This window comes from Micrococcaceae bacterium Sec5.8, assembly GCA_039636775.1.
Taxonomy (GTDB): Bacteria; Actinomycetota; Actinomycetes; order Actinomycetales; family Micrococcaceae; genus Arthrobacter.
The window spans coordinates 2,362,326-2,387,492 of the sequence record CP143429.1; the positions used below are offsets into that span (position 1 = coordinate 2,362,326).

Annotated in this window: 27 protein-coding genes, 1 tRNA gene and 1 other RNA gene; 16 read left to right on the forward strand and 13 right to left on the reverse strand. The window is 64.9% G+C overall.

Features of this window, described 5'->3' with window-relative positions; translation table 11 throughout:
• The first annotated feature begins 27 nt into the window (after positions 1-27).
• Positions 28-726 carry a DNA alkylation repair protein gene (locus VUN84_10850; GenBank protein XAS62825.1) on the forward strand — a complete coding sequence of 233 codons (699 nt, stop codon included), beginning with the start codon at positions 28-30 and terminating at the stop codon, positions 724-726.
• On the opposite strand, the gene mptB is transcribed toward VUN84_10850, so the two are convergent.
• Positions 719-2,275, reverse strand: a complete 1,557-nt coding sequence (gene mptB / locus VUN84_10855) for a polyprenol phosphomannose-dependent alpha 1,6 mannosyltransferase MptB (protein XAS65830.1) — start codon at positions 2,273-2,275, stop codon at positions 719-721. The genes VUN84_10850 and mptB overlap by 8 nt on opposite strands.
• 158 nt (positions 2,276-2,433) lie before the next feature.
• On the opposite strand from mptB, the gene orn reads away from it, so the two are divergent.
• The 4 genes from orn (at position 2,434) to def (ending at position 5,209) form a co-directional block, all read left to right on the forward strand.
• Entirely contained in the window at positions 2,434-3,093 is a 660-nt protein-coding gene (gene orn, locus VUN84_10860; protein XAS62826.1) for an oligoribonuclease, read from the forward strand.
• A 146-nt stretch (positions 3,094-3,239) separates the two neighbouring features.
• A tRNA-His gene (locus VUN84_10865) sits at positions 3,240-3,312 on the forward strand.
• Positions 3,313-3,418: 106 nt separating this feature from the next.
• Entirely contained in the window at positions 3,419-4,573 is a 1,155-nt protein-coding gene (locus VUN84_10870; GenBank protein ID XAS62827.1) for an acyl-CoA dehydrogenase family protein, read from the forward strand.
• A gap of 63 nt (positions 4,574-4,636) precedes the next feature.
• Positions 4,637-5,209: a peptide deformylase gene (gene def / locus VUN84_10875; protein XAS62828.1), complete on the forward strand. Its 573-nt coding sequence runs from the start codon at positions 4,637-4,639 to the stop codon at positions 5,207-5,209.
• Between the two features lie 31 nt (positions 5,210-5,240).
• On the opposite strand, the gene VUN84_10880 is transcribed toward def, so the two are convergent.
• Entirely contained in the window at positions 5,241-5,945 is a 705-nt protein-coding gene (locus VUN84_10880) for an alpha/beta hydrolase (protein ID XAS62829.1), read from the reverse strand.
• 63 nt (positions 5,946-6,008) lie between these two features.
• Positions 6,009-6,806, reverse strand: a complete 798-nt coding sequence (gene ppk2, locus VUN84_10885) for a polyphosphate kinase 2 (protein ID XAS65831.1) — start codon at positions 6,804-6,806, stop codon at positions 6,009-6,011.
• A gap of 274 nt (positions 6,807-7,080) precedes the next feature.
• Here ppk2 and VUN84_10890 point away from each other — a divergent pair, with 274 nt between their 5' ends.
• Positions 7,081-8,040: a 1-phosphofructokinase family hexose kinase gene (locus VUN84_10890; protein XAS62830.1), complete on the forward strand. Its 960-nt coding sequence runs from the start codon at positions 7,081-7,083 to the stop codon at positions 8,038-8,040.
• Here VUN84_10890 and VUN84_10895 read toward each other — a convergent pair.
• The 3 genes from VUN84_10895 to VUN84_10905 all read right to left on the reverse strand — a co-directional run bounded on the left by VUN84_10895 (position 8,037) and on the right by VUN84_10905 (position 10,752).
• Positions 8,037-8,837 (reverse strand): HNH endonuclease family protein, encoded by an 801-nt coding sequence (locus VUN84_10895; protein ID XAS62831.1) that lies wholly within the window; start codon positions 8,835-8,837, stop codon positions 8,037-8,039. The two genes, VUN84_10890 and VUN84_10895, sit on opposite strands and share 4 nt — an antisense overlap.
• A gap of 130 nt (positions 8,838-8,967) precedes the next feature.
• On the reverse strand, positions 8,968-9,177 hold the full coding sequence (locus VUN84_10900; GenBank protein XAS62832.1) for a hypothetical protein: 210 nt from the start codon (positions 9,175-9,177) through the stop codon (positions 8,968-8,970).
• A gap of 78 nt (positions 9,178-9,255) precedes the next feature.
• Complete coding sequence (locus VUN84_10905) at positions 9,256-10,752, reverse strand: glyceraldehyde-3-phosphate dehydrogenase (GenBank protein ID XAS62833.1); 1,497 nt, start codon at positions 10,750-10,752, stop codon at positions 9,256-9,258.
• A 260-nt stretch (positions 10,753-11,012) separates the two neighbouring features.
• Between VUN84_10905 and VUN84_10910 the strand changes: the two genes are divergently transcribed.
• On the forward strand, positions 11,013-11,822 hold the full coding sequence (locus VUN84_10910) for a glycerophosphodiester phosphodiesterase (GenBank protein XAS62834.1): 810 nt from the start codon (positions 11,013-11,015) through the stop codon (positions 11,820-11,822).
• Positions 11,823-11,828: 6 nt separating this feature from the next.
• Here the strand turns inward: VUN84_10910 and VUN84_10915 are convergent, their stop codons facing one another.
• The gene (locus tag VUN84_10915; GenBank protein XAS62835.1) at positions 11,829-13,442 is read right to left on the reverse strand and encodes a GMC family oxidoreductase N-terminal domain-containing protein; all 1,614 of its coding nucleotides are present in this window, start codon (positions 13,440-13,442) and stop codon (positions 11,829-11,831) included.
• A gap of 107 nt (positions 13,443-13,549) precedes the next feature.
• On the opposite strand from VUN84_10915, the gene VUN84_10920 reads away from it, so the two are divergent.
• Entirely contained in the window at positions 13,550-13,702 is a 153-nt protein-coding gene (locus VUN84_10920; GenBank protein XAS62836.1) for a hypothetical protein, read from the forward strand.
• An 807-nt stretch (positions 13,703-14,509) separates the two neighbouring features.
• Here VUN84_10920 and VUN84_10925 read toward each other — a convergent pair.
• Complete coding sequence (locus VUN84_10925; GenBank protein ID XAS62837.1) at positions 14,510-15,175, reverse strand: acyltransferase; 666 nt, start codon at positions 15,173-15,175, stop codon at positions 14,510-14,512.
• A 79-nt stretch (positions 15,176-15,254) separates the two neighbouring features.
• On the opposite strand from VUN84_10925, the gene VUN84_10930 reads away from it, so the two are divergent.
• From VUN84_10930 to VUN84_10940, 3 genes are all read left to right on the forward strand, one after another.
• Complete coding sequence (locus VUN84_10930; protein XAS62838.1) at positions 15,255-16,040, forward strand: ATP-grasp fold amidoligase family protein; 786 nt, start codon at positions 15,255-15,257, stop codon at positions 16,038-16,040.
• A gap of 90 nt (positions 16,041-16,130) precedes the next feature.
• Positions 16,131-16,487, forward strand: a complete 357-nt coding sequence (locus VUN84_10935) for a hypothetical protein (protein XAS62839.1) — start codon at positions 16,131-16,133, stop codon at positions 16,485-16,487.
• Positions 16,488-16,618: 131 nt separating this feature from the next.
• Complete coding sequence (locus VUN84_10940) at positions 16,619-17,029, forward strand: hypothetical protein (GenBank protein ID XAS62840.1); 411 nt, start codon at positions 16,619-16,621, stop codon at positions 17,027-17,029.
• Positions 17,030-17,353: 324 nt separating this feature from the next.
• Here the strand turns inward: VUN84_10940 and VUN84_10945 are convergent, their stop codons facing one another.
• The gene (locus VUN84_10945) at positions 17,354-17,617 is read right to left on the reverse strand and encodes a hypothetical protein (GenBank protein XAS62841.1); all 264 of its coding nucleotides are present in this window, start codon (positions 17,615-17,617) and stop codon (positions 17,354-17,356) included.
• A gap of 341 nt (positions 17,618-17,958) precedes the next feature.
• An RNA gene (rnpB, locus tag VUN84_10950) (RNase P RNA component class A) lies at positions 17,959-18,352 on the reverse strand.
• A 72-nt stretch (positions 18,353-18,424) separates the two neighbouring features.
• Between rnpB and VUN84_10955 the strand changes: the two genes are divergently transcribed.
• Complete coding sequence (locus VUN84_10955; GenBank protein ID XAS62842.1) at positions 18,425-19,318, forward strand: alpha/beta hydrolase-fold protein; 894 nt, start codon at positions 18,425-18,427, stop codon at positions 19,316-19,318.
• 129 nt (positions 19,319-19,447) lie between these two features.
• On the forward strand, positions 19,448-20,212 hold the full coding sequence (locus tag VUN84_10960) for a peroxide stress protein YaaA (GenBank protein XAS62843.1): 765 nt from the start codon (positions 19,448-19,450) through the stop codon (positions 20,210-20,212).
• Between the two features lie 72 nt (positions 20,213-20,284).
• Here the strand turns inward: VUN84_10960 and VUN84_10965 are convergent, their stop codons facing one another.
• Complete coding sequence (locus VUN84_10965; GenBank protein ID XAS62844.1) at positions 20,285-21,022, reverse strand: C4-type zinc ribbon domain-containing protein; 738 nt, start codon at positions 21,020-21,022, stop codon at positions 20,285-20,287.
• Positions 21,023-21,144: 122 nt separating this feature from the next.
• On the reverse strand, positions 21,145-21,963 hold the full coding sequence (locus VUN84_10970) for a Nif3-like dinuclear metal center hexameric protein (GenBank protein XAS65832.1): 819 nt from the start codon (positions 21,961-21,963) through the stop codon (positions 21,145-21,147).
• Between the two features lie 178 nt (positions 21,964-22,141).
• Between VUN84_10970 and msrA the strand changes: the two genes are divergently transcribed.
• From msrA to epsC, 3 genes are all read left to right on the forward strand, one after another.
• Positions 22,142-22,666, forward strand: coding sequence for a peptide-methionine (S)-S-oxide reductase MsrA (gene msrA, locus VUN84_10975; protein XAS62845.1), 525 nt, complete (start codon positions 22,142-22,144; stop codon positions 22,664-22,666).
• 67 nt (positions 22,667-22,733) lie between these two features.
• Entirely contained in the window at positions 22,734-23,669 is a 936-nt protein-coding gene (gene cysK / locus VUN84_10980; protein XAS62846.1) for a cysteine synthase A, read from the forward strand.
• 38 nt (positions 23,670-23,707) lie between these two features.
• Positions 23,708-24,292 (forward strand): serine O-acetyltransferase EpsC, encoded by a 585-nt coding sequence (gene epsC / locus VUN84_10985; GenBank protein XAS62847.1) that lies wholly within the window; start codon positions 23,708-23,710, stop codon positions 24,290-24,292.
• 32 nt (positions 24,293-24,324) lie between these two features.
• Here the strand turns inward: epsC and VUN84_10990 are convergent, their stop codons facing one another.
• Positions 24,325-25,158, reverse strand: coding sequence for an oxidoreductase (locus VUN84_10990; GenBank protein XAS62848.1), 834 nt, complete (start codon positions 25,156-25,158; stop codon positions 24,325-24,327).
• Positions 25,159-25,167 lie beyond the last annotated feature (9 nt).

Genomic DNA, 25,167 nt, shown 5'->3' on the forward strand with positions numbered 1-25,167 from the left:
CTTTCAACTCTAAGGGCCCGCCGGAGCATGGCTAGAGTGGCCTCATGTCCCCCCCTGGAACTCGTCGGCGCCATACGATCCCTGCTGCAGGCCGCCGCGGACCCCGCCCGGGCGGCAGGAGCACAGGCTTATCTGAAGTCCGCAATGCCGTGCCTGGGGGTGCAGGTTCCGGAGGTCCGGCGAATGGTCAAGACCGCCATCAAAGAACGGCCGCCGGGATCTCTGGAGGACTTGCAGTCCGCCGTGTTGGAGTTGTGGCGGGACGCCCGCTGGCGGGAAGAACGCTACGCCGCCATCGACTTGACCGGGCTGAAGCTCGCCGCGGGTGAGATGGGCATGCTCCCGCTCTATGAAGAAATCATTCGCAGCGGCGCCTGGTGGGATCTCGTGGACGGGGTCTCGCACCGGCTGTGCAACTTGCTGCAAGCCCACCGGGAGGACATGTCCGCCGTACTGCTCCGATGGAGCACGGACCGCGACTTGTGGATCCGGCGGGCCGCCATCACGGCCCAGCTGGGAGCCAAAACCGCGACCGATCCGGCGTTGCTCGCGGCCGTTATCGAACCCAACCTCGCAGACCGCGAGTTCTTTATCCGGAAGGCGATCGGCTGGGCGCTGCGTGAGTACGCCGCCACCAATCCTGCCTGGGTCAAGGATTTCGCGGCACGGCACGCAGACAGGCTGAGCCCGCTTTCACGCCGGGAGGCCTTGCGGAAGCTCAAATGACCGGGCGGGTGGTGATCGGCTCCTCGGACTTGCTGAAGAGCATCTTGGTTTTGGGATCGAGGAAGATCAGGTAGAGGGCGAAGAGCAAGGCAATAATCGCTGCGGCGTTGCGGGCCAGGGCAAGTGCCAGGCCGAGATCCGCGGTCTGCAGGTAGGGGAAGACTTCCAGCTGGTCGGAGATCGCGTAGACCATGAAGAACGACACGATGAAGTAGAGAGCCTTGACCTGCCAGTCGTCCCGGATGCCGGTGACGGCGAAGAGCGGAATGAGCCAGACGACGTACCAGGACTGGATCATGGGGGCGAGCACCACAACGGCGGCGAACGCCAGCGTGAGCCGGCGTATTAGCCGGTCGTAGTCGCCGCGGAAGATCTGCCAGCCGATGATGCCCAGCGCCAGCAGCTTGCCGGCGTCGTACACCCACTTGGCCAGACCCCACCCGTCCAGCCCGAAAGCGTTGAAGATCGAGGCGACAACCAGGCCCAGCAGCCCGACGGGCGCGTACCAGATCCAGATGCTTCCCGGCGCGGAGAGCCCGTTGATCCAGCCGAAGCCGAAGCCGTTGACCAAGCTCATGGCGTACAACATCGCCAGGCTGAAGCCGGCGGTCAGCCCCCAGAAGACGAACTTCCGCGGCCAGCTGGCTCCCTTTCCGGCCCACAACAGGCCGATGAAGGGCAGAAAGACGATGGTGATGGGTTTCACGGAGATCGACAGGGTTACCAGGACCAGGCCACGAATGACGCGCCGGGTGGCGCAGTAGTACAACCCTGCCAGTGCCAGGCCAATCATGAGGGCGTCGTTATGGACACTCGCGATGAAGTTGGTGAGGAAGAGCGGGTTCGCGGCCGTCAGCCACAAGGCGCGGTGCGGGTTGACGCCGTGGAGCTCCGCGAGCTTGGGCACGTAGATGATGCACAACACGATCCCCACCAGCGCGGCCAGCCGGAAGAGCATAATGCTCGCTTCGGGTTGCACGTTGGTGGACCAGACGACGAACTGCTCAATCCAGAGGAAGAGCTGGCCGTACGGAACCGGCGCCTCGGTCCACATCTTGTCGGCACCGAGCTGGAAATAGTTCGAGAGCGCGGAAATCCCGTTCTCGTACGGATTGAATCCTTCCACCATCAGCCGGCCTTGCCCGATGTAGGCGTAGACATCACGGCTGAACAGCGGAACGGAGAACATCAGGGGCAGCCCCCACAGAACCACAGCCTGCAGTGTTGCCTTGCGGGCCTCAGCACCCCAGACCCGCACGCGCTGGCCCAGCCTGAGCCAGGCACGGACGAGGAGCATCCCGCCCACGGCAAGCAACACAATGCACAACCCGACGCCGACGGCTTCCGTTCGCATCCAGATGAACAGCGGAACGCGGCGGAGCTCGGAAGCAGGCGCAAGCCAGCCGACCCCCAGCGAACCGATCGCCATGAAGAGGGAACCAGCGAATCCTGCCAGCAGGGGCGAACGGGCGTTATCCACCTCGGCAACGGCAGCCGACGGGAGCGTGCCGGCAGCCGCCTTCCCCGCTGCGGGCACAGGCGCCGTCATCTCAGGATCGTCCAATCTGTTGTGGGGCATTTTCCACCCTCTGCCGGCCGTGCGAACCGGCCCGGGGCATGCCGCGACGGCGAAAAATGTTGTCCGCCCGCGTACCCGAAATCCTAGCACCGGACCGCGCGGCGACGTCGGAACGGTAGGCTGGGCGCGTGCCTATATCTAATGAACGCATCGTCTGGATCGACTGTGAAATGACCGGCTTGGACACCACGCACGACGCCCTCATTGAGGTGGCCGCGCTGGTGACGGACTCGGAGCTTAATATCCTCGGTGACGGCGTCGACGTCGTCATCAAGCCCGACGACGCAGCCCTGGCGCAGATGAACGACTTTGTCCGCGACATGCACACCCGCTCCGGGCTGCTGGCCGAGCTTCCCGGTGGCAAGACCATGGCCGAGGCCCAGGCCATCGTCCTGGACTACATCAAGAAGTGGGTACCGGACCCCAAGAAGGCCCCGCTGGGCGGCAACTCGGTGGGAACGGACCGGGTGTTCCTGGACCGGGACATGCCCGAACTGGTGGAGCACCTGCACTACCGGGTCATTGACGTCAGCACCATCAAGGAGCTCTCCCGCCGCTGGTACGCCCGCGCCTACTTCCAGTCCCCCGCCAAGCTGGGCGGCCACCGGGCCCTCGGCGATATCCAGGATTCCATCGACGAGCTGCGCTACTACCGCGAAGCCGTTTTTGTTCCTGCACCGGGCCCGGACAGCGCCACGGCGCAGCGGATTGCCAAAAATGTCATGGGAACCGGCGGGGACACCGCCGCGGAGTCCGTCGATGCCCCCGCCGGAACACCGGCAACCTAGGCCTGCGGACGTAATCTGCGCCACCTTTTCGAGGAAATTTTGCTAAAACTCCGGAAAGTGGCAAAAGCAGCCCCGATCAGCAGGTAAGCTATTTGTCGTTGCCTTTTCAGCCAGCCGGTTCGCCGGAAGGCTTGGCGGGGCACATGGTGGGCGTAGCTCAGTTGGCAGAGCGCCTGGTTGTGGTCCAGGAGGTCGCGGGTTCAACCCCCGTCGCTCACCCTCATGAAGGACGGCAGTAATTGTCCGACCTTAGACGAAGGCCGTACCGGATATCCGGTGCGGCCTTTGTTGTCTGTCCATGGAACCGTGACCGGAAGGAACCGCAATGAAGCGCACGCTCTTTGAAGAAGACCACGAGATGTTCCGTGAGATGGCCGCAGAATTCAACACCCGCGCCGTGGCACCGCATTACGCCCAGTGGGACAAGGACCACATGATGTCCCGCGGCCTGTGGACGGCAGCCGGTGAGCAGGGCCTGCTGGGCCTGGCCGTGCCGGAGGAATTCGGCGGCATGGGCATGGACGACTACCGCTTCCGCGCCGTTCTGGACGAGGAGTTCGCACGCAGCAACCACCTCGCCGTCGGGCTGGCGTTCCACCTCCACGACGACATGGTCCTCCCCCACCTGCTGGCCTACGGCTCCGATGACCTCAAGAGCCGCTGGCTTCCCGGCATGGTGTCCGGCGAGACCGTCACATCGGTGGCGTGGACCGAGCCCGGCGCCGGGTCGGACCTGCGCGGCGTCCGCACCAAAGCCGTGCGCGACGGCGACGAGTGGCTGGTCAGCGGGCAAAAGACGTTCATCGGCAACGGCATCTCCGGCGACGCGTCCCTGGTTCTTGCCCGCACCGACGGCGGCACCGGCCGCGGCAACGCCAACTCGTTCTCCTTGTTCATGGTCCGCAAGGGCGAGGGCTACTCCACGGGCAAGCAGCTGGACAAGATGGGTTTGAAGGCCTCGGACACCGCGGAGCTGTTCTTCGACAATGTCCGGGTCCCGCATGCCGACCTCGTCGGTGAGGAGGGCAAGGCTCTGCAGTACTGCGCTGAACAACTCCCGCAGGGCCGGCTCGGGATCGCGGTGGCGAGTTCCGCCGTCGTCCGCGCCATCTACGAGGCCACCGTCCGTTACACGAAAGACCGGAACGCCTTCGGCGAACGGATCATCGATTTCCAGAACAGCCGCTTCGAACTGGCCAACATCCTCACCGAGGTGGAAGTCACCGAAACGTACGTGGACCGGGCAATCCAGGCGTTTAACGCCGGAGAGCTCGACGCCGCCTCCGCCGCCCGCGCGAAATTGTGGGCCTCCGAGAGGGCAAAATCGGTCAGCGACCGGTGTCTGCAGCTGCACGGCGGCTACGGCTACATCCTGGAGTATCCGGTGGCGCAGGCGTTCCTGGCGGCCAGACTGCTGACTATTTTCGGCGGCACCAACGAAATCATGCGCGACGTCGTCGGCCGCACGATCGCCGGCTGACTGTTCGTCCACCAGCACCCACAGCACCCACAGCACCCACAGCACAGGAGGAATTTTCCTGACATGACCGTTCTGCCCATCACGATCTGGGGCGAGCCCGTTCTTCACCGCCGGGCCGCTGAGGTTGAAGTCTTCGACGACGAACTCCGGACGCTTATCGCCGACATGTTCGAGACCAACGATGCCGCCAACGGCGTCGGCCTCGCCGCCCCCCAGGTCGGGGTCGGCAAGCGGCTCTTCGTCTACAAATATGACAACGACGACGGCGCGCCGCCGTCCGGCGTCGTCGTCAACCCGGTGCTGACCCTCGCTAAAATTTCCGGCGCGCTACCGGATCCGGACGAGGACGAGGAAGGCTGCCTGTCCTTCCCCGGCGGGCAATACCCGCTCAAGCGCGCGGACTGGGCGCGGGTGCAGGGGTTCGACGGCGACGGAAATCCCGTGGATTTCGAGGCGACCGAGTGGTTCGCCCGCGTGATCCAGCACGAATACGACCACCTCAACGGCAAGCTCTACGTCAACCGGCTGATCGACCGCTACGCCCGCAGGGCCATGAAGCAGGCCAAGAAGAGCGGGTGGGGCGTCCCCGGGCTGACTTGGATGCCGGGCGTGGACCCGGACCCCTTCGGGCACTAGCGCCTGGCCCACAGCTTCCAGGGCCGGCGGCTCACCGAATCCGGTCGACGGCCGCCAGGATGGCCTGCCCCAGTTCCGCCGGCTTGGTGAACTGCGGCCAGTGGCCGGTAGGAAGATCCACAAACTCCACGTCGCGGATCCTGCCGAGTTCGGCAACGTACGGATGGCCCGCGGCGATCATCTCGATCAACATCGACGAGGGGAACTCGCAGGCGATGACAGTGGCAGGGACCTCAAAGCGGCGATCGTTGGAGAGCCGCTGCTGGTCCTGGGCCACGCCTTTGGGCTGCGGGACGGCCCGGGCCCGGAACGTGGCCCGCAGCCCGTCGTCGAGGTCGGTGAGGTCTGCATCCTCGAACAGTTCCCACGGCGGAAGCGGCACGTCGTCGCCGTCGTCCGGCAGCTCATCGTTGATGACCCCGCCTTCGCCGAGCGGTCCGCTGTCAACGTAGATAGCTCTGGCCACCCGGTCGGGCCGGGCGTCCACGGCGCCGTGGATGATGGCGCCGCCGCCCGAGTGGCCCACCAGGACCACCGGGTCAGAGAAGGTGTCGATGGTCGCGACGAGGGCGTCGATGTGGGTCCGCAGTCCGATGCCGGCCCGTGACGCGCTGACCGATTCCAGCCCGGGCATCGTGAGGGGGTGCACCGCATGTCCGGCCGCAATCAGCACCGGGGTCACCTCCTCCCACGACGAGGCGTCCAACCAGAATCCGGGTACCAGGATGATGTCCATGCCGGTACCCTACCTGCCAGGAACGGCCGGCGGCACCGGGCCGGCGAATGTCCGCCGTGCGGGCTACGCTTTGCCGGACTTTTTCACCAGGGCAGCGTGGTCCGGAACGTAGCGGAAGAGGTCGCGGGGCGGGCGGGTGTAGTTGATTGCCTTGGGACGTTCCGGCAGGGTCACCGGCTCTCTCCGGACTTCGGTGTAGTCGATGCTGGAGAGCAGATGGGCGATCATGTTGATCCGGGCCCGGCGTTTGTCCTCGGCCTCCACCACATACCAGGGCGATTCTGCAGTGTCGGTCTGCATGAACATGTCGTCTTTGGCCCGGGAGAAGTCTTCCCACCGGAGGATCGCTTCACGGTCCATCGGCGAGAGCTTCCATTGCCGCATCGGATCATCGAGCCGGGACTTGAACCGCCGTTCCTGTTCCGCGTGGCTGATGGAGAACCAGTATTTGAACATCAGGATGCCGTCCTGCACCAGCAGGCGTTCAAACACCGGGCACTGGGCCATGAAGCGCTTGTGTTCTGCGGGTGTGCAAAACCCCATGACGTGTTCGACGCCGGCGCGGTTGTACCAGGAGCGGTCCATGAGCACGATTTCTCCCGCGGCCGGAAGTTGTTCCACGTACCGCTGGAAATACCACTCGCCGCGCTGCCGGTCGGTCGGGGCCGGCAATGCAACAATCCGGGCGGCGCGGGGGTTCAGGTATTCGGTGACGCGTTTGATGGCGCTCCCTTTGCCGGCAGCGTCCCTGCCCTCAAAAATCACCAGGACGCGGGCCCCTGTGCTGCGGACCCATTCCTGCAGCGCCACGAGCTCGGCCTGGAGCCGGAACAGTTCGGCCTCGTAGAGGCCAAGGTTCATCCGCTTCGGCCGTTTTTGGCCGCCCTTTCCGGCGCTCTTTTTTCCGGAGCCGCCTCTGCCTGCGCTGCCTTTGCCTTTGCTGCTTCTGCTGGCGCCATCCTTGCCCGCGCTGCCCTTGCCCTCTGCCATGGTGCCCGTTCCACTCGTTGCGGCGGACTGTCCTGCCGCCTCCGCTGCCGCTTATGCTGCCGCGCCCATTCTCGCGGAGCGGATGATTGCCCACAAGAGGGCGTCACACGGGAACCCGGCAGCGCCGTGCTCCTATGCTTGGGCCATGGAAGCTCCCAGACCGACGGCAATGCAGCCCATCCTCACGCTCACCGTGAATCCCGCACTGGACATCAGCACGGCCACGGAACAGGTCACCAGCGGTCATAAGCTGCGCTGCGGCGCCAGCCGCCTCGACCCGGGTGGCGGCGGCGTGAACGTGTCCCGGGTGGTGCAGCGCCTCGGCGGCCGGACTCTGGCCATCTACACCGCCGGCGGGCCCACCGGGGAGGCGTACCGCCGGCTGATTGAAGCCGAACGCGTGCCCACCCTCGCTGTACCGATCCAAGGAAGCACCCGCCAGGACTTCACCGTCGATGAGACGGCCACCGGCAAGCAGTTCCGCTTTGTGCTCCAGGGCCCGGAACTGAGCGAGCCCGAGTGGCGTTTGTGCCTGGCCCTCGTGGCGGACTCCATTCCGGAGGGCGGGTACGTTGTAGCCAGCGGAAGTCTCCCACCGGGCGTCCCGGACGATTTTTACGCCCAGGTGGCGCGGTTGGCTCGGCTGTCCGGTGCACGCTGCATCGTGGACGCCTCCGGCCCCGCGCTGGCTGAGGCCCTCGCCGAGGGGGTGTTCCTGGTGAAGCCGAGCCGCCGGGAGCTGGGCCTGCACTTTGGCACCACCTTGGCGAGCGATGAAAGCCAGGTGGAGGCGGCCGCAGCGTTGGTTGCTGACGGTTCTGCGGAACACGTCGCCCTGACCCTGGGTGGCGAGGGCGCCGTCCTCGCCTCCTCTTCCGGGATCCTGAGGCTTGCCGTGCCGCAGGTGAAGGTCACCAGCACTGTCGGGGCCGGCGACAGTTTCCTGGCGGCGTTTGTTCTTAGACTGGCCCAGGGCCGGAGCCTGGCGGAGGCGCTCCGGGCGGCCGTCGCCGCGGGAAGCGCCACGGTGACGACATCAGCCACCGAACTCTGCCACCGAGCGGACGTCGAACGGCTGGAGGCGGAGCTGAACGCCCGGGCTTAGCCAGGCACCGCAACCACCGTTTGCTGTCCGGGGCAGGAGTCCAGGATCCGCTTCATGGCATCCTTTTCCGCCGGCGTGACCCACAACAAGTAGGCGGCCTTCACCGAGATCTGCCGGGCGACGTAGTGGCAGCGGAAGGCCTTGTTCGGCGGCAGCCAGGTGGCGGCGTCGGACGCGCTTTTATCCTGGTTGGCCGGACCGTCGACGGCGAGAAGGTTCAGCGGATCGTTGGCCAGATGCTCGCGTTGTTCAGCGGTTAACCGCTGGGCACCTTTCTGCCAGGCGTCCCCCAGCGCCACCACATGATCGATTTGGACGTCTTTGCTGCTGGCGGCTCCCCTGCGGAAGATGGTGTCGCGTCCCGTGTACGGTTCCCGGAAGGCGCCGGAGGCCACCTGGCAGCGGGAATCCTTGGTGAATTGGGCGCCCGTAAGGTCGCGGCGGAGGATGTCGTTGCGGGTGTCGCAGCCGTTCCGGTCGGCGTCCAGCCAGGCCTGGCCGAAGGCGCTGCGGTCGTAATCGTCCAGGGCCGCCCGGCCCTTCACCGCGAGCGTGTCCAGCACCGCCTCGGCGGGCCCCACCGGAACGAACCGCACGGGGACGACGGCGTGCATCCAGCCGACGGCCAGCACGGGCGCCTCGCGGGGGCCGTCCGAGGGCTCGACAGCGGCGAACTGGCCCACCATGAAGAACCAGGCGAGCGCTCCAACAAGGGTGAGGGCCGCAGTGGCAAGGACTGCCCACGCCTGGCGGGACCGCCGTCGAGCCCGGCGGAACTCAGTCCAGGTGATTGTCACTGAAATCCCCGGTCATCCGGGCGGCGTCCGGATGGGCACCGGCCGGGCAGAATTCGTTCCACCTACCGAAGCCTAGGCCTGGCTTCCGGGGTTGCCGTTGTTCTCCACAGTGTGGAGGACAGGTGGCGGGTCAGTTCTCTTTCGTCACGCGCACGAGATCTTCGTTGGCGAGGGCCAAAAGGGATTCGAGTTGCCGCACGCGCGCCTCCTCGACCTCACCCGCGGTGTGCTTGGCGCGGGCGTCATCGAGGAGCCGCTTGGCTTCCTTGGCGTTGCGCCGTGCGATGTCCAGGGCGTGTTCCAGAGTGGTTTCGTGCTCTACTGACGAGTTCTGTTCCATTGCACCATTGTGGTGCCCTTTCCCGGCCGATTCCAGAGGACTGGCCGGGAAAGGGGCATCGGGTTCAGGCGCGTGCGCTCAGGCCGAGACCTCGACAGGCAGGCCGGCGGCCTCCAGAGTTGCGGCGGCGTCCTTGGCGGGGAAGGACGGCGGGTTCACGCCGGCCATTTCCTCCATGACGCGGACCACCTGGCAGCTGTAGCCGAACTCGTTGTCGTACCAGACGTAAAGGACGAGGTTTTTCTCATTGGAGATGGTCGCAAGGCCATCAACGATGCCGGCGCGGCGGGAGCCGACGAAGTCGGTGGAGACCACCTCGGGTGAATCGATGTAGTCCACCTGCTTCCGCAGCGAGGAGTGCAGCGACATCTCGCGCAGGTACTCGTTGACTTCATCCTTGGTGGTGCCGTTTTCCAGGCTCAGGTTCAGAATGGCCAGGGACACGTCCGGAGTGGGAACACGGATGGAGCTTCCGGTCAGTTTGCCGAGCAGCTCCGGCAGGGCCTTGGCGACTGCCTGGGCTGCCCCGGTTTCGGTGATGACCATGTTCAGCGCGGCTGACCGTCCGCGGCGGTCACCCTTGTGGAAGTTGTCGATCAGGTTCTGGTCGTTGGTGAACGAGTGGACCGTCTCGACGTGGCCGTGAATGACGCCGTAGCGGTCGTTGATGGCCTTCAGCACGGGCGTGATGGCGTTGGTGGTGCAGGACGCCGCGGAGACGATTTTGTCCGAGTCAGTGATCGCGGCGTGGTTGATGCCGTGCACGATGTTCTTCAGTTCGCCCTTGCCCGGAGCCGTGAGCAGCACACGGGACGCGCCCTTGCTCTGCAGGTGCTGGGAGAGCCCGTCAGCGTCGCGCCAGCGTCCCGTGTTGTCCACGATGAGGGCGTCGTGGATACCGTAGGCGGTGTAGTCAACGGTTGCGGGGTTGTCCGAGTAGATGACCTGGATCTGGACGCCGTTGGCGGTGATGGTGTCGTTTTCGAGATCCACCTTGATGGTGCCTTCGAAGGAGCCGTGCACCGAGTCGCGGCGCAGCAGGCTGGCACGCTTGGCGAGGTCGTTGTCCGAGCCGCGGCGCACCACAATGGCGCGCAGCCGCAGGCCGTGCCCGCCGCCGGCCTTTTCGATCAGGAGGCGGGCCAGTAGCCGGCCGATGCGGCCGAACCCGTAGAGGACGACGTCGGTGCTGGTGCGGTCGTCGCCGCCGCGCTTGCCAACAACCTCGGCAAGCTCTTCGCGCAGGAACGCGTCGAGAGTGGCTCCGTTGCCTTCGGCGCGGTACTTCTCCGTCAGGCGGGCGATATCGATGGCCGCGGCGCCAAGATCGAGCTGGGTGAGGGCGTCCAGCAGCGGGGCGGTCTCTTCGAGACGCAGTTCTTCCTTGCTCATCCGGCGGGCGAAGCGGTGCGCCTTGAGGATGTTCATGGTGGACTTGTTGATGAGGCTGCGGCCGTGGATGGAAGTGACCACGTTGTTCTCGCGGTACAGCCGGCCGATCACCGGGATCATGGCCTCGGCGAGCGCCTCCCGGCCCATCCACGTATCAAGACAAGAATCTGACGTCTGGCTCACAGAAATACCTTCCTAGAATCCACCCCATACGGCGTCGTATGCGGAAGTCGGCTGCCGGAGGGTGTCCGGAACCTCGGCTCCGGGGATTCGGTCCACCCCGTGCGCCTGTGTCGAGCAAAGAAAAGCCGCCGGCTGCGAACGCAGACCCGGCGGGAGAACGTCTACGTTCACGGATCATTCTACCGGCGGCCACGCTCGCACCGGCGACCGGTGATGCGTGAAGTCACTCACACGGCGCCGCGGGCAGCTACGCTGGGGCGATGTTCAGACTTGCGGCTCTCCTGATAGGCGTACTGCTGTGTTCCGGCTGTGCTGCTACACCGCAGAAGGCACCGGCGTCAGCGCCGACGTCGGCTGCCACCACGACGGCGGCAGCGCCGTTCACCCTGGTGGCGCACCGAGGCGGAGCGCTGGTGTACCCGGAATCCTCCGCGGAGGCCTTCGAGGCAGTGAGCAAGACGGCGTTTCCGATGGAAACGGATTTGCGCCAGCTCCAGGACGGGACGCTGGTTCCGCTGCACGATGAAACGGCGGACAGGACCATGTCGGGTCTGGCGGGCGCGCCGGCCGGCATCACCCTGGACCGCTGGAAAGCGGCCGGCATCCGTCATCCTCTGGGCGGTGCGGAGGGCACTCCCACGACATGGGAGGCGATGCTGGATTTGTACGGCGGAAAGAACGTCCTGGTTCCCGAGCTCAAGGACCCGGCCATCGACGTGGCTGCCTTCGCGGCGTCCATCCTGAAGCGCGGCGTTCAGGAGAAGGTCATTGTGCAGACGTTCAGCTTTTCCACGGCCCAGGCGTTGGCCCGCGCCGGGCTGCACGTGCTGTATCTCCTGCCCGCCGGCGACGAACCTGTCCCGGCGTCGATCACAGCCAGCGGAATCGGCTTCGTCGGCCCGCAGAAGGACATCAGTGACGGCTACCTTCGCAAGCTCAAGGACTCAGGCCTGACCGTGTGGCCCTACACCGTCAACGATCCGGCCACTGCGGTGCGGCTCCGGGCCGCGGGAGCGGACGGTGTCTTCACCGACGCCCCATGGGAGCTGGCGCAGCAGTTGGCCGGCTAGCCACCCCTAGCGGGCATCCTGAAGAATCATGTCCACGGCCTTTTCCGCGATCATGATGGTCGGCGCCTGGGTATTGGCACTGATCAGGCGCGGCATGATCGAGGAGTCAACCACGCGTAATCCCTCCAGTCCGTAAACTTTCAGCCGCGGTGAAACCACAGAAGCATCGGTGGTTCCCATGGAGCAGGTGCCCACGGGGTGGTAGGAGGTGCGCCCGTAGGACCGGACAAACTTCACGTATTCGTCACGGGTTTCCACCCGGGCACCGTCACCGATGTGTTCGGCTTTGGTCAGGTCGGTCATCGACGACTGCCCCATGATCTCCCGGCTCTGTTTAACGCCGGCGATCGCCATCTCGAGGTCGTAGTCGTCGGCCAGGTAGTTCGGGTCGATCAGTGGCGCCCTACCCGGATCGGACGACGCTGGACGGACGGTCCCCCGGCTCCGGGGCCGCAGGAAGTACGAGTTCAGCGTCGCCCCGAACCCGGGCTTCAGCACCGCCCCCCCGGTCCCCACCCGAGCGGCCGGAAGGAAATGGAATTGGAGGTCGGGGGTCTTCTCGTCCTTGTTGGCGTAACTGAACCCGCCGGCTTCCACGAGGGTCGATGCGAACGGTCCCGACCGGAATGCCAGGTACTCGACGCCGGCAAAGACGGTCGCCGGGCGCACCTGGTTGAGCCGGTCCATGCTGTGGTAATCCTTGAGCTCGTAGACGATGTCGATGTCGCAGTGGTCCTGCAAATTCTTGCCGACGCCGGGCAGAGCATGGACCGTCTCAATGCCCGCCGCGGCGAGATCCGCGGGGTCGCCGATGCCGGAGAGCTGGAGCAGTTTGGGCGAGCCGAAAGCGCCCGCGGCAACAATGACCTCGCGTTTGGCCGTGTAGGTGCGTGCACTGCCACCCTCGATGGCCTGGACCCCGACGGCCCGGCCATCCTTAATGATCACTCGGGAGACGGTCACGTTGGCACGGACAGTGAGGTTGCTCCGCTTGCGGGCCGGTTTCAGGTAGGCCACGGCCGCGCTGCACCGGCGGCCGTTCTTCGTGGTGGTCTGGTAAAAACCGACGCCGTACTGCTCGGCGCCGTTGAAGTCGCTGTTGTAAGGCAAACCGAACTCCTGGCCCGCCTTCACGAAGGCCGCCGAGAGTTTGTGCGGGCGAAGGAGGTCCGAAACCCCCAGCGGGCCGTTGGTGCCGTGGTGCGGGGCAGAGAGCCGGCTGTTGGACTCCGAGCGAACGAAATACTTGCTCACCTCGTCAGCGGACCAGCCTTCGCAGCCATAGTCGGTGACCCAGCTGTCGTAGTCCTCGGCCACGCCGCGGGTGAAGACCTGCGAATTGATGGAGCCGCCGCCGCCCAGCACGCGGCCCTGGGCGAGCGGAATACGACGGCCGTTGCTGTGCTTCTGCGGAACGCTGGCATAGTCCCACTGATATGGGCCGCCCTTGAGCTTGGGGAAACCGGCGGGGACGTGGATAAACGGGTGGCGGTCCGATCTGCCGGCCTCAAGCAAAAGAACGCTCACCGAGGGATCCGCACTCAGCCGGCCCGCCAGGACGCTGCCACCACTGCCGCCACCGGCAATTACGTAGTCGAATGTTCCGTCGTCCGGCACCATTGATCCCCAACTCTTCGCTGACTGCAGATTGTCGCTTGAACGTTCCCTGCAGTCTCTGGTCAAGCCGCGATGATGTCAAGCATTCGCTTCACCCTTAGGATGGTCCAATGGGACTCATAATCGCACTTCTTGTCATCTGGCTTGTTCTTTCTATCCTTGGCTTTGCCATCAAGGGCCTGCTGTGGCTGGCCATCATCGGATTGGTCCTGTTTGTGGCCACCGGTGTCTGGGGCTGGCTGAAGCGGAAGACTAACGCCTGATTCACCGCTCTGAGCGGCGGCTGGTACCACTCGGTGCCGGCCGCCGTTTTTTCTTGCCGCGCGGCTGGTGCTTTCCGGGCTACAGCTCCGGGTTACCGCCGGTCCGTTCCAACTCATCCGTGCAGTCCTCGCAGAAGAGTCTTTCAGTGACCACCCCGCACCACTGACATCGGTGTTCCATCGACCGGGGCTCCACAACGTAAATGTTCATTCTGAAATTGTGCGGCGCGGAGCTGAGAGAACCGTGGGCGCTGACTGGCAGAACTCGGCGCCGGGGGCCAATTGCCGGCTCCGGAGGAGTCGGCCGGCTAAGTTCGTCCTGAGATCGGGCGCAGCTGGTCGCGGGCGGCCAAGCCGGTGGGCGGGCCGCCCCGGAATACCGCGGACTCCGTGCGATGTGGGTGGATGGGTTGACCGATATGCCGGGTTCTGACTAATTCCCTGCTACTGCTGGGGTTGCGGGCCGGTCACGGGCAAATCGTGGGCAACCAAGCTGATCAGGCCATCCGTCAGGGCCGCCGCCCGCGTGTCATCCGAGGGCCACAAATGCGCGTAAGTCTTCAGCGTTTCCGTTGCATCCTTGTGCCCCAACCGAGATCCAGCGCGGCGGCGGCGCGGTCGGCGGCGTAACGAGCCTCCGAGGCGTCATCGCCTACTCTGATCAGGCCCCCGCTCGTCCAAGACGCGCTGAATGCGCTGAATAAGCGGAGACTTTTCATAGTGCTCAACGAGGCGGTCGTGCTCGGTCAATGCTGGCTTAGAGGATACAGAATTCCCCCAACGAGGCAGGCCGCGCCCGGTGCGCAACTACGAAACTACGCTAGCAATTCCATCCGCCGGCGGCGCATCCGGGGCCGCCGGGGAACCAGGGGCAGGCGGCACGGCATCTTGAACAGGTTCAGCGGTCAACGTCGCAACACCGTCCACGTCAAGGATATATTTCACGATTCTCGCTGGCACGCCGGCCACCACGACGTTGGAGGGCACATCCTTGTTGACCACGGACCCTGCCGCGACGATAGCCATCTCACCGACAGTCACGCCCCCGAGGATCGTCACGCCGGCGCCAATCCACGATCCGCGCCCGATGACGATGGGTTCATGGCTCGGTTTACCCGTCCGGCGTGAACCACCAGAGATCTCGTGTGTGTCAGAAATGAGTCGTACATGCTGGCCGAGGGAAACGTCGTCGCCGATGGTCACGTTGGGGCGGATGAAACTGTGGGCATTGATGAAGACACGGTCCCCAACCTTGATCGTCCCCAGCCACTCCGCGCCACGAAGAACCTTGGACTGCTTCCCGATGAAGATTCGGTTAGTGCTCGTCCCCGTGTGCAAGGCGCAGGAAGGATCAACGGTCGCCGTCTCATCAATGAAGAGCAGCGGACCCCGGGCAGGCCGTAATCCTTCTACGATCTCCCACAACTCTGCGACCTGTTGCTGCAATGCTTGGATTTGCTCCTCGACGTTCATAAAGGGCAATCTTACGGGAGCGTTAGAACGAACTGTGCACCGAGACAGCTTCGCCGCCTCTCATAAAAAGGATGAATCAATGAAGTTTTCCGACCTGGTCAGGCGGCGCCGCGACGGCGGTGAAAAGAACGTCCCGTGGTACCTACACGACAAGCTCAGGGCAAACGAGTTCTTCAAATACGCGGGCCTTCCTACTGCCGAGATCTACCGGAACTTCGACTCAGCAGACGACATCAACCTTGATGGGCTGCCGGACGAGTTTGTACTCAAGCCGACGTTCTTGTTCTCGGCCATCGGCGTGATGCTGCTCAAGAAGACCGAGAACGGATTCTTCGACAGCATGTCCGACAAGGAACTCACGGTCGATCAGATCCGCATGTTCCAGCAGCAGATGTCCTTGAAGTCCAAGAACGCCAAGAAGCCGTTCATCGTTGAGGAGCGCATCCGCGAACCTGACGGCCGAGCTGTCCCCCGGGACATCAAGTTCTTCGGTTTCCAGGGAGAAATCGTCTTCATTGAGCAGGTCGGAAACTCCAGCGGCAAGCCGACTCACGCTTGGTTCGACGGCGACTTCAACCCGCTCACCCCGGACGATGTGTACTCCGACCCGAAGTACTTCGAGATCGTGGAGCCGGAGCGTCCGGAGAACTGGGAGCAGCAGCTCAACATGGCACGCCGTGCGTCCGTCGCCGTCCCCGCACCGTTTGCGCGTATTGACACTTACTCGTCGGTCCGCGGTCCCCTCCTCGGAGAAGTCACGCTCGTGCCTGGCGTCATCGCCCTGGAAGGCTATGTCACCCCATCCGAGCGCATTGAGTGGCTGGCTGGGCATGCATGGGAGAAAGCCGCCAAACGCCTGCAGTAGGCGCCCACCAGCACGACGAGAAGATAGGCCCCCACCCCGCCCGATTCGGCGCCGGGTGGGGGCTTTTTTGTATCCGGATACGATTGCCGCATGACTGCATTTAGCCTCGACGGGACCACCTATGAGTATCTGCGCGGGGATTCTGCTCATTCGCCCGAGACTACGCATTCGTGGGAGTACGGCCACTACCCGAAGGTCATAGCCGCCCTGCCGCTCGTGACCGGGACTGCCGATGTCTACGCCGAGGAGCAGCGCTGGAACTCCACCCAGATCATCGTGGGGTGGGACGATGACGACCTACGCCCGCACCGGGCCTGGATCCCATCCGCGAATGTCCGCCCCGTCATAGACTCCGAGTGGGACATCGAACAGTACCGGCGCTGCCCCGAGAAGTTCCGTGCCATGCAGTGGGGTTTGCGGCTGCCCGGGTTTCTGCTGGTGGCATGACGGGGCGCTCGTGATACCAGTGGGGCTCGTGTGGTTATACTCATGCTTGGGGGCGCCGTAGACGGTGTATGTCGGAAGCGTTCAGCAGCCTAAATTTATCTGCCAACCACCGACAGGAGGTGCGGGGAACCGTGCCAGCATTGAAACGATCGATCTTCCGTAAAGCAGCGGCCGCTGCCGCCTTATCCGTTGCCCTGGGAGCCGGAGCGCTCACCGCGGCGGTCCCGGCCAGCGCCGCGACCTGTGAACCGGTATTCAATTGGTGCCCCTCGTCATGTGCAGAAACTACCGCGAGTTGCACCGCCGGTAAGTCCACCACGTACGTCAACGCAGGAACCGTCCTGCGGGCGAACAAGTACGGCTGGCCCAAGGGCACCAAGCTGGAATACCGCTGGTTCAGGAACGGCGAGATCTTCGCGGGCGGCTACCACGACACCCACAAGGCCTGGGAAGGCAAAGGCGATAAGTACGTCGTCCGCGTCAAGGGCACTTATGAGGGCAAGATTAGCTATCGGTTCGGCCGGACTTACATCGTCCGGTAACCACGGCGCCCACCCCCGCCTCATGTCTAGACAAGGTGCGGAAAGGGAATCGTTGAAAACCTCGTTGGCAGGGCTGCCTGGCGGGGTTTTTCGTTGGTCCGATTGCCTCTGCGCGAGCGCGTCATCCGCGCCGCCCAGGGCACGGAGCAGCCCTCGCCCGGCACCGGGCGGGGGCTGCTTTTGGGTTACGGCCTTGCATCCCAATTCGAGCGGTTACTCCGTAGCAGGAATTGCATCTTTGCCAGGCATCCTCCCGAGGGTTGGACTAAAGCCTAGCGAGCTCGTTGGGCGGGCCTATCGTGTCCAGCCTGTCCGGGAATTCCGCTAGGGAGTCTTCGGCTTAGGCGCAAAGTTAATCCGGCCATCCGTCCCCGGGGAGTTGGTCGGGAACTGGTTGAACCGGGTGCCTTGAACTTCGCGCCACCCGTTTGGTGAAAGTTCCTTGGACACTTGCCAAAGGTCGGTGTTCAGTTTCTGCATGACAAGGAGCACGCCTGAGTCCGCCGCAACATGGTAGGCGAAGCGCTGGTCCTCTTTGTCCCTGAGCTGAACATTTTTACCCTGCGCATCCACATATGCAACCGACATGAATCTCCCTTGAACGTTCCGGGTCGGCTATTTTGCGCCCCAGATACATCAGTGAGTTTATGTAACTAAGGCATCAAACACACATTCGCGGAGAACCGATGAGCGTGACCTGAGCATTTGTGCGATATGCTCTCGCCGCGCCTTGGACTACTGCCCATCCGGTGGGCCCAGAGACTTCCCGGTTTTCTGCAGGCATAGGCCCGTCCTCATGGGCAGTTCATGGGCAAAAGAGTGCGGCACAAGCCGATTGAGCACTATCGAATAGGCCCATACGGGGTGCTGCATAACCCCGGAAATCAGCCATTCAGCCCCGTAATACCGCGGATTCCGTGCGCTGTGAGTGGATGGGTTGACCGATACGCCGGGTTCTGTGTTTCCGCGCCGTTACCAGCGCGCAAGTAGCGGCCATCCATCTACGAACGCCGTTGCCGACGCCCTCCAGCAGCCTACCCGGACACTCGGGCGGGCAGCCCTCGAACGTGCCCTGTCTGGCCTTGCTCCGGGTGGGGTTTACCTAGCCTTCCCGGTCACCCGGGAAGCTGGTGGTCTCTTACACCACCGTTTCACCCTTACCTGCCCTGCGGCCCGCGCAAGCACGCGCCGCCTACAGGCGGTCTGTTCTCTGTGGCACTGGCCTGCGGGTTACCCCGAGTGGGCGTTACCCACCACCCTGCCCTGCGGAGCCCGGACGTTCCTCGAGCCACTTGCGTGACGCGCGGCCGCCTGGTCAACCCATCCGGTGTCCATTCTACGGTCAGCCCCGGCCCCTCCGGCGACGCGGCTCGCTGCCGGGCCTATGATCGTGGCATGGACGAGACCGCCCTAAGCCGGCGCCGGCTGCTGGAGCTGGCAGGAATCGGACTCACCGCGTCCGCGCTGGCCGCCTGCGCACCCGACGCTGCGCCTGCCAGCCGGTCCCCTGCGACGCCACAGTTCGCAACAGCCGGCCCGACGCCGTCCCCCGCCCTCCCGCTGTCGGTCCGGACGAGTTCGGGGTCATTTAAGTCCGCCTTCCGTCCCGGGGTCCTGACCGCTTGGTCCCTGGCCGCCCCCGAAATGCCTGCCGGCGCAGCAGCAGCGGAGCTTCCGCTGGCCCTGTTCCTGCACGGATTGGGCGGCAGCCATGCCGTCCTGTTCGACGACCTGGCCGCCCACGACGCCCTTCAGCGGCACCTCGACACCGGCGGTGCGCCCCTCGCGATCGCCGCCGTTGATGGCGGAAACACGTGGTGGCATCCCCGTGCCGACGGCAGCGACACCCAGTCGATGCTGGTGAAGGAATTTGTCCCGTTCCTCGGCGGCCAGGGCTGCGATCTTGGCCGGATCGGGCTCTTCGGCCTCTCGATGGGCGGTTTCGGTTCCCTGTTGCTCGCCTCGCAGGGGCGTCTGCCCGGAGTCCGCGCCGTCGCGGCGATGAGCCCGGCGGTCTGGAACGATTACGACTCACGCATGGAGTCCGCCTTCGACAGCCCGGCAGATTTCGCAGCCCACGACGTCTTCGCCCTCCGGCCACGACTTGCCGCACTGCCCAAACGGGTCGATTGCGGCACCTCGGACAGCCTCGCCGCCACGGTGCGCGCATACAGATCAGACCTTCCGGGCGTCGTCGAGGGTGGTTTACAGCCCGGCGGCCACGACTACAGCTATTGGCGCTCCATCCTGCCCGACGTCTTGTCCTTCCTCGGCCGCACCGTTGCCTAAGCCCGCTGCCGGCGCGGCCCGGCGGCGGCCCGGCGGCGGCTCTGCGGCGGCTCTGCGGCGGCTCTGCGGCGGCTCCTGAAGCGGCTGCATCGCGGCCGGGACGGCGGCCGTCGCCGCTAAGATTGAACGGTGCTGATTCTGCTGCCGCCCTCAGAAGGCAAGACCCCTGCCACCGCCGGCGACGCCGTGGACTGGGCCACGCTGAGCTTCCCGGATTTGAATGCCTACCGGGCCAAGGTTCTGGAGGGGCTGGGAACGGTCAGCGCCCATGAGGACGCCCTGGCGCTCCTGGGCGTCGGCGCGTCGCTGCGGGCCGACGTCGAACGCAACACAAGACTCGCCGCCGAACCGGCGGCCCCCGCCCACCAGGTCTACTCAGGCGTGCTGTTTGATGCCCTGGACTACAACTCCCTCACTCCGGCCCAGCGGAAAAAGGCGGACAGCAGTGTGCTGGTGATCTCGGCGCTTTGGGGGGCCATCCGGTTCGGCGACCGGGTGCCCGCCTACCGCCTGTCGATGGGAACCGCACTGCCCGATGTCGGACGGCTGGCGTCCTTCTGGAAACCGCAGCTGAGTGCGGCCCTGGCAGCCGCCACGGCCGGAGAGTTGCTGGTGGATTGCCGTTCCAGCACATACATCGCCGCCTGGGCTCCGCCGCCGGCGCAGACAGTCGCCGTCAATGTCTTCACCGAGGTCAACGGAGTGCGGAAAGTGGTGAGCCACTTCGCCAAACACACCCGGGGCGAACTCGCCCGGCACCTGCTGACCCGCCGGGGCAAGGCGCCGCAGACCCCTGCCCAGCTCCACAAGGCGGCGGCCGAAAAGTGGCCTGCCGAACTGGTTGCGGGCACGGCCCGGAAGCCGCACACCCTCAACCTGATCCTGCCCAACTAACTAGCGGGTGCCGCCGTCATGGGCACCCACAATGGCCGTAGCTGCCAGTCAGGTTGGGCGGGCGGGGGTGGCTTAGGCCCACTCGGAGGAACGGACCAGAATGCAGCCGGAATCCGGGCAGAAGACAACGTCATCCTCAGCCGCGGCCTTGATTTCGGCGAGGTCACCGGGGCTGAGCTGCATGCCGGAGCCCTCGGAGGTTCCGTAGAAAAGGCGCGCCGCGCCGACGCCGCGCCGGGCCAGGGTTTTCTCGTAGACCGCCAGCAGTCCGGGATCCACCCCGCCGGCGAATTCCGCACGCTTGCCGCGGACCACGGTGGCCTCGGCAGCGATTTCCGCGAGCTTCTCGTCGAGTTCAGCACGGATCGAGCCGAAGGAGCCCTGGATGTCGTCCACGATCTGCTGCTGGCTGGCCTGGCGCAGGCGGAGTGAGTCCAGCCGTTCCAGGACTTCAAGCTCAATGTCCTCCAGGTCGGAGCGGCGCTTGTTCAAGGACACCAGGTCCCGCTGCAGAGCCATCAGGTCCTTGGAAAGACCCGTGCCGCTGTTGAGCTTCGCCTCGTCGCGCCCGATCCGGGAAGCGACCTGCTCCACGTCCGCTTCGGCCCGCTTCAACTCCAGTTCGGCGTCGTGGACTGCCACCTTCGCGGCGCCCAGTTCACCGTTGGCCACGCTGAGGGCTGCTTCAAGATCGGTGATCCGGGAGTCGCTTTCAAGGCTTCGGCGGCGGTTGGACAGGGATTTGAGCTTGGCATCCAGCCCCTGCAATTCGAGCAACTTCATCTGTTCCGCCGGTGCTGCCTTGGCCACTATTTACCTCCGCTAAATCCCTGCCGGCCGCAGCCGGGCACCGTGTCGGCGCTCCCTAGACTCTAGCGCCTAGCGTGCTCCCCGGCCTCGCTACGCTCACCCGGGGCCCCCGCATGCAAGGCTTAGCCCGGAGTCAGAATGAAGTCCCACGGGTCGCTGTTGGTGGTGCTGACCCGGATCTGGACACTGTGGCCGTGGTCGCCCAGCACGTTGGCCAGTGCCGTGGCGGCGGCGGGCAGCCACAGCCACTCGCTGGCGAAGTGCGAGACGTCAATCAGGTAGGGCCGGTCGTTGACGGCCGCCTCACGGGCTTCCGAGGCCGGATGGTGCCGCAGATCGGCTGTTAGGTAGACGTCGGCGTGGCTGGACCGTACCTCGCCGAACAGGGAGTCGCCCGCCCCGCCGCAGACCGCCACACGGCGGACCAGCCCGTTCCGGTCGCCGGACACCCGCACTCCCCCGGCCACCGCCGGCAGGATACCGAACACGCGGGCGGCGAAGTCACCCAATGTCACCGCTTCCCCGAGGTCCCCAACGCGCCCGATTCCTTCTTCCGGCAGACCGTTCGCGGCCGGGGAAAGCGGGGCCACGTTCTGCAGGCCCAACGCATCGGCCAGGACATCCGAGACGCCGCCGACGGCGGAATCACCATTTGTGTGAACTGTTAACAGGGCGGTCCCTGACTCGATAAGGCGGTGCACCGCCCGGCCCTTGGCGCTGGTCGCCGCGACAGAGGTGACACCTTTGAGCAGCAACGGATGGTGGGTGATGAGCAGCCCCGCGCCGAACTCGATCGCCTCCTCGATCACCTCCAGCGTGGGATCGACCGCAAGGAGGATCTTGTCCACCGCGGCGCCGGGGTGCCCCGCGACGAGGCCCACCTCGTCCCAGTCTTCGGCCAGTGATTCCGGCCACAGCTCCCCGACGGCCAGCAGGACCATGGCCAGTGTGGGCACACCGGCAACAGCCCCGGATCCGTGGCCGGCAGCGGTGCTTCCGTCGAAGGGACCGGCTGCAATGTCGGTGTCTACAGGTTCCATACCCCCAGTTTTACCCTATCGACGGGCCCGGTTTGCCGACGCCGGGAATCATCGGGGCCCTTCGACCATTGAAGAGAACATGAGAACTTTTGTCCTCGGCGGAGGCTGCTTCTGGTGCCTCGACGCCGTCTACCAGAAAACCAAGGGCGTCAGCGCCGTCGTTTCGGGTTATACCGGCGGCCATGACCGCGACCCCGACTACTACGCCGTCTGCTCCGGAACCACCGGCCATGCTGAGGTGGTGGCGGTGACGTTCGACGAGGAGACCGTTCCGGCCGAGGTCATCCTGGACATGTTCTTCGCCCTCCACGACCCCACCACGCTGAACCGCCAGGGATACGACGTCGGAACCCAGTACCGCTCCTCGATGTTCTACGAAACCACCGAGGAGAAGATCCTCTTCGAAGAGGCCATCGAGCGGAACCAGGATCTGTGGGCGCACCCGATCGTCACGGAGGTCAGCAGGCTGCCGGTGTTCCACCGGGCGGAGGAAATCCACCAGGATTATTACGGCAAGTTCCCCGAGCAGGGCTACTGCCAGGTGATCATCAACCCGAAGCTGGCAAAGGCCAGGAAATATTACTCTGCGTGGCTTAATGCTTAGTTAGGCCCGAAGGGCCCTCGTTAAGCTGACCTTAGAATTCCCTCTTCACAGACAGGCACACATACCCATGGCACGGATCTATGACGATGTTACCCAGCTGGTCGGCGGCACTCCGCTGGTCCGGCTCAACCGGCTGACCGAAGGCCTGGACGCCACAGTGGCGGTCAAGCTGGAGTTCTACAACCCGGCCAACAGCGTCAAGGACCGCATCGGTGTTGCGATTGTCGACGCCGCGGAAAAGTCCGGGGCGCTGAAGCCCGGCGGCACCATCGTGGAAGGCACGTCCGGGAACACCGGCATTGCGCTGGCCATGGTCGGGGCCGCCCGCGGCTATAAGGTCATCCTGACCATGCCGGAAACCATGTCCACCGAACGCCGCGTCATGCTTCGCGCGTACGGCGCGGAGATTGTGCTCACCCCGGGTTCTGAAGGCATGCGCGGCGCCGTGGAGAAGGCACAAGAGATTGTCGCCACCACGGACAACTCCATCTGGGCGCAGCAGTTCGCCAACGAGGCAAACCCGGAAATCCACCGCCAGACCACCGCTGAGGAAGTCTGGTCCGACACCGACGGCAAGGTTGACATTTTCGTTGCCGGCGTCGGCACCGGCGGAACCGTCACCGGCGTCGGACAGGTCCTCAAGGAACGCAAGCCCGACGTTCAGATCATCGCCGTCGAGCCCAAGGATTCGGCCATCCTGAACGGCGGCGCCCCGGGCCCGCACAAAATCCAGGGCCTCGGCGCCAACTTCGTGCCGGAAATCCTGGACACCAACGTCTACGACGAGGTCATCGACGCCACACTGGAGGACTCGGTCCGCGTGGCCCGCGAACTCGGCGCGAAGGAAGGCATCCTTGGCGGGATTTCTTCCGGGGCGATCGTCTGGGCCGCCCTCGAGCTCGCCAAGCGCCCGGAGAACGCCGGTAAGCTGATTGTCGCTATCGTCTGCGACTTCGGTGAGCGGTACATTTCCACCGTGCTGTACGACGACATTCGCGGCTGAGTCCGGCCAAATATCCACAAACCTGCAGAAAGGTCTTTGTGAGCTTTTTCGCAAGACTGAAGGAAGACCTCGACGCCGCCCGGTCCCACGACCCGGCGGCCCGGGGTTCTTTTGAGAACTTCTTTGCCTACTCCGGCCTGCACGCGATCTGGGCGCACCGCCTGACGCACCGGTTGTGGCAAAACCCGACGCTGCGTTTCCCGGCACGGTTGATATCACAGCTGGCCAGGTTCGGCACCGGGATCGAGATTCACCCCGGCGCCACGATCGGACGGCGCTTCTTCATTGACCACGGCATGGGTGTGGTCATCGGCGAAACCGCCGAGATCGGTGAGGACGTCATGATTTATCACGGCGTAACTCTTGGCGGCCGTTCCCTCGCTAAAATCAAGCGCCACCCCACGCTCGAAGACCGGGTGGTGATCGGCGCCGGAGCCAAGATCCTGGGCCCCATCACCATCGGGCGGGACAGTGCCGTGGGCGCCAACGCCGTGGTGGTTAAGGACGCCCCGCCGGAATCCATTCTCACGGGAGTTCCGGCCACGTGGCGGCACCGGGACGCGCAGCGGGAGACCAAGCCCGCCGTCGATCCCGCCGAGTACGAGATCGAATACCGGATCTGACCCCGCATAGTCCCGCCGGTAATCCGGCGGGACTATGCGGGGAAACGCTTGTAAATGTTCCAGATCACGACGTCGAATGCCCGGTCCGGCAGGAGGCGGCGCAGCAGCAGGATGGCCCGCGCGCCCTTGCCGACCGGATAGCGGGTTTTCGGCTTCGGCGACGTCGCAGCGTGGACGATCGCATCGGCGATCACCGCCGGCGGTGTGGACATGCTGGACCCGACCGTGGAAGCCAGCGCCGCCGCCACCACTTTGGCCTGGTCCATATAGGGGCCCCGGCCGGAGGTAGCCAGGAGGCTGTCCCCGGAGATGGTTCCCCACTCCGATTCGGTTCCCGAGGGCTCGATGATGGACACGCCAATGCCGTGCGGCTTCAGCTCAATCCGCAACGAATCACTCAGCCCCTCAACGGCGAACTTGGTGGCGTGGTACCAGCCTCCCAGCGGCTCATACATCTTTCCGCCGATCGAGGACACATTGATGATCCTTCCCCGCCCGGCGGCGCGCATCCCCGGGAGCACCAGCTGGGTCATCCGCGCCAGCCCGAACACGTTGACGTCGAACTGCCGCCGCCCCTCGGCGAGCTCCACCTCCTCAAGCGAGCCGTAGGAGCCGTAACCGGCATTGTTCACCAGGACATCAACCCGCCCGTGGGCGGCAATCACCTGCCCGACGGCGGCACTCATCGAATCCTCGTCGGTCACGTCGAGCGCCACAATGTTCACGCCGTGGGCCTTGAGCGGTTCCATCTTCTCCACCCGGCGCGCCCCGGCATAGACGATAAACCCGCGGGCCGCCAGCTTCCAGGCGGCTTCATATCCGATTCCGGTGGAGGCACCGGTAACTAGGGCTACGGGCTGGGTCATCTGCTGCAC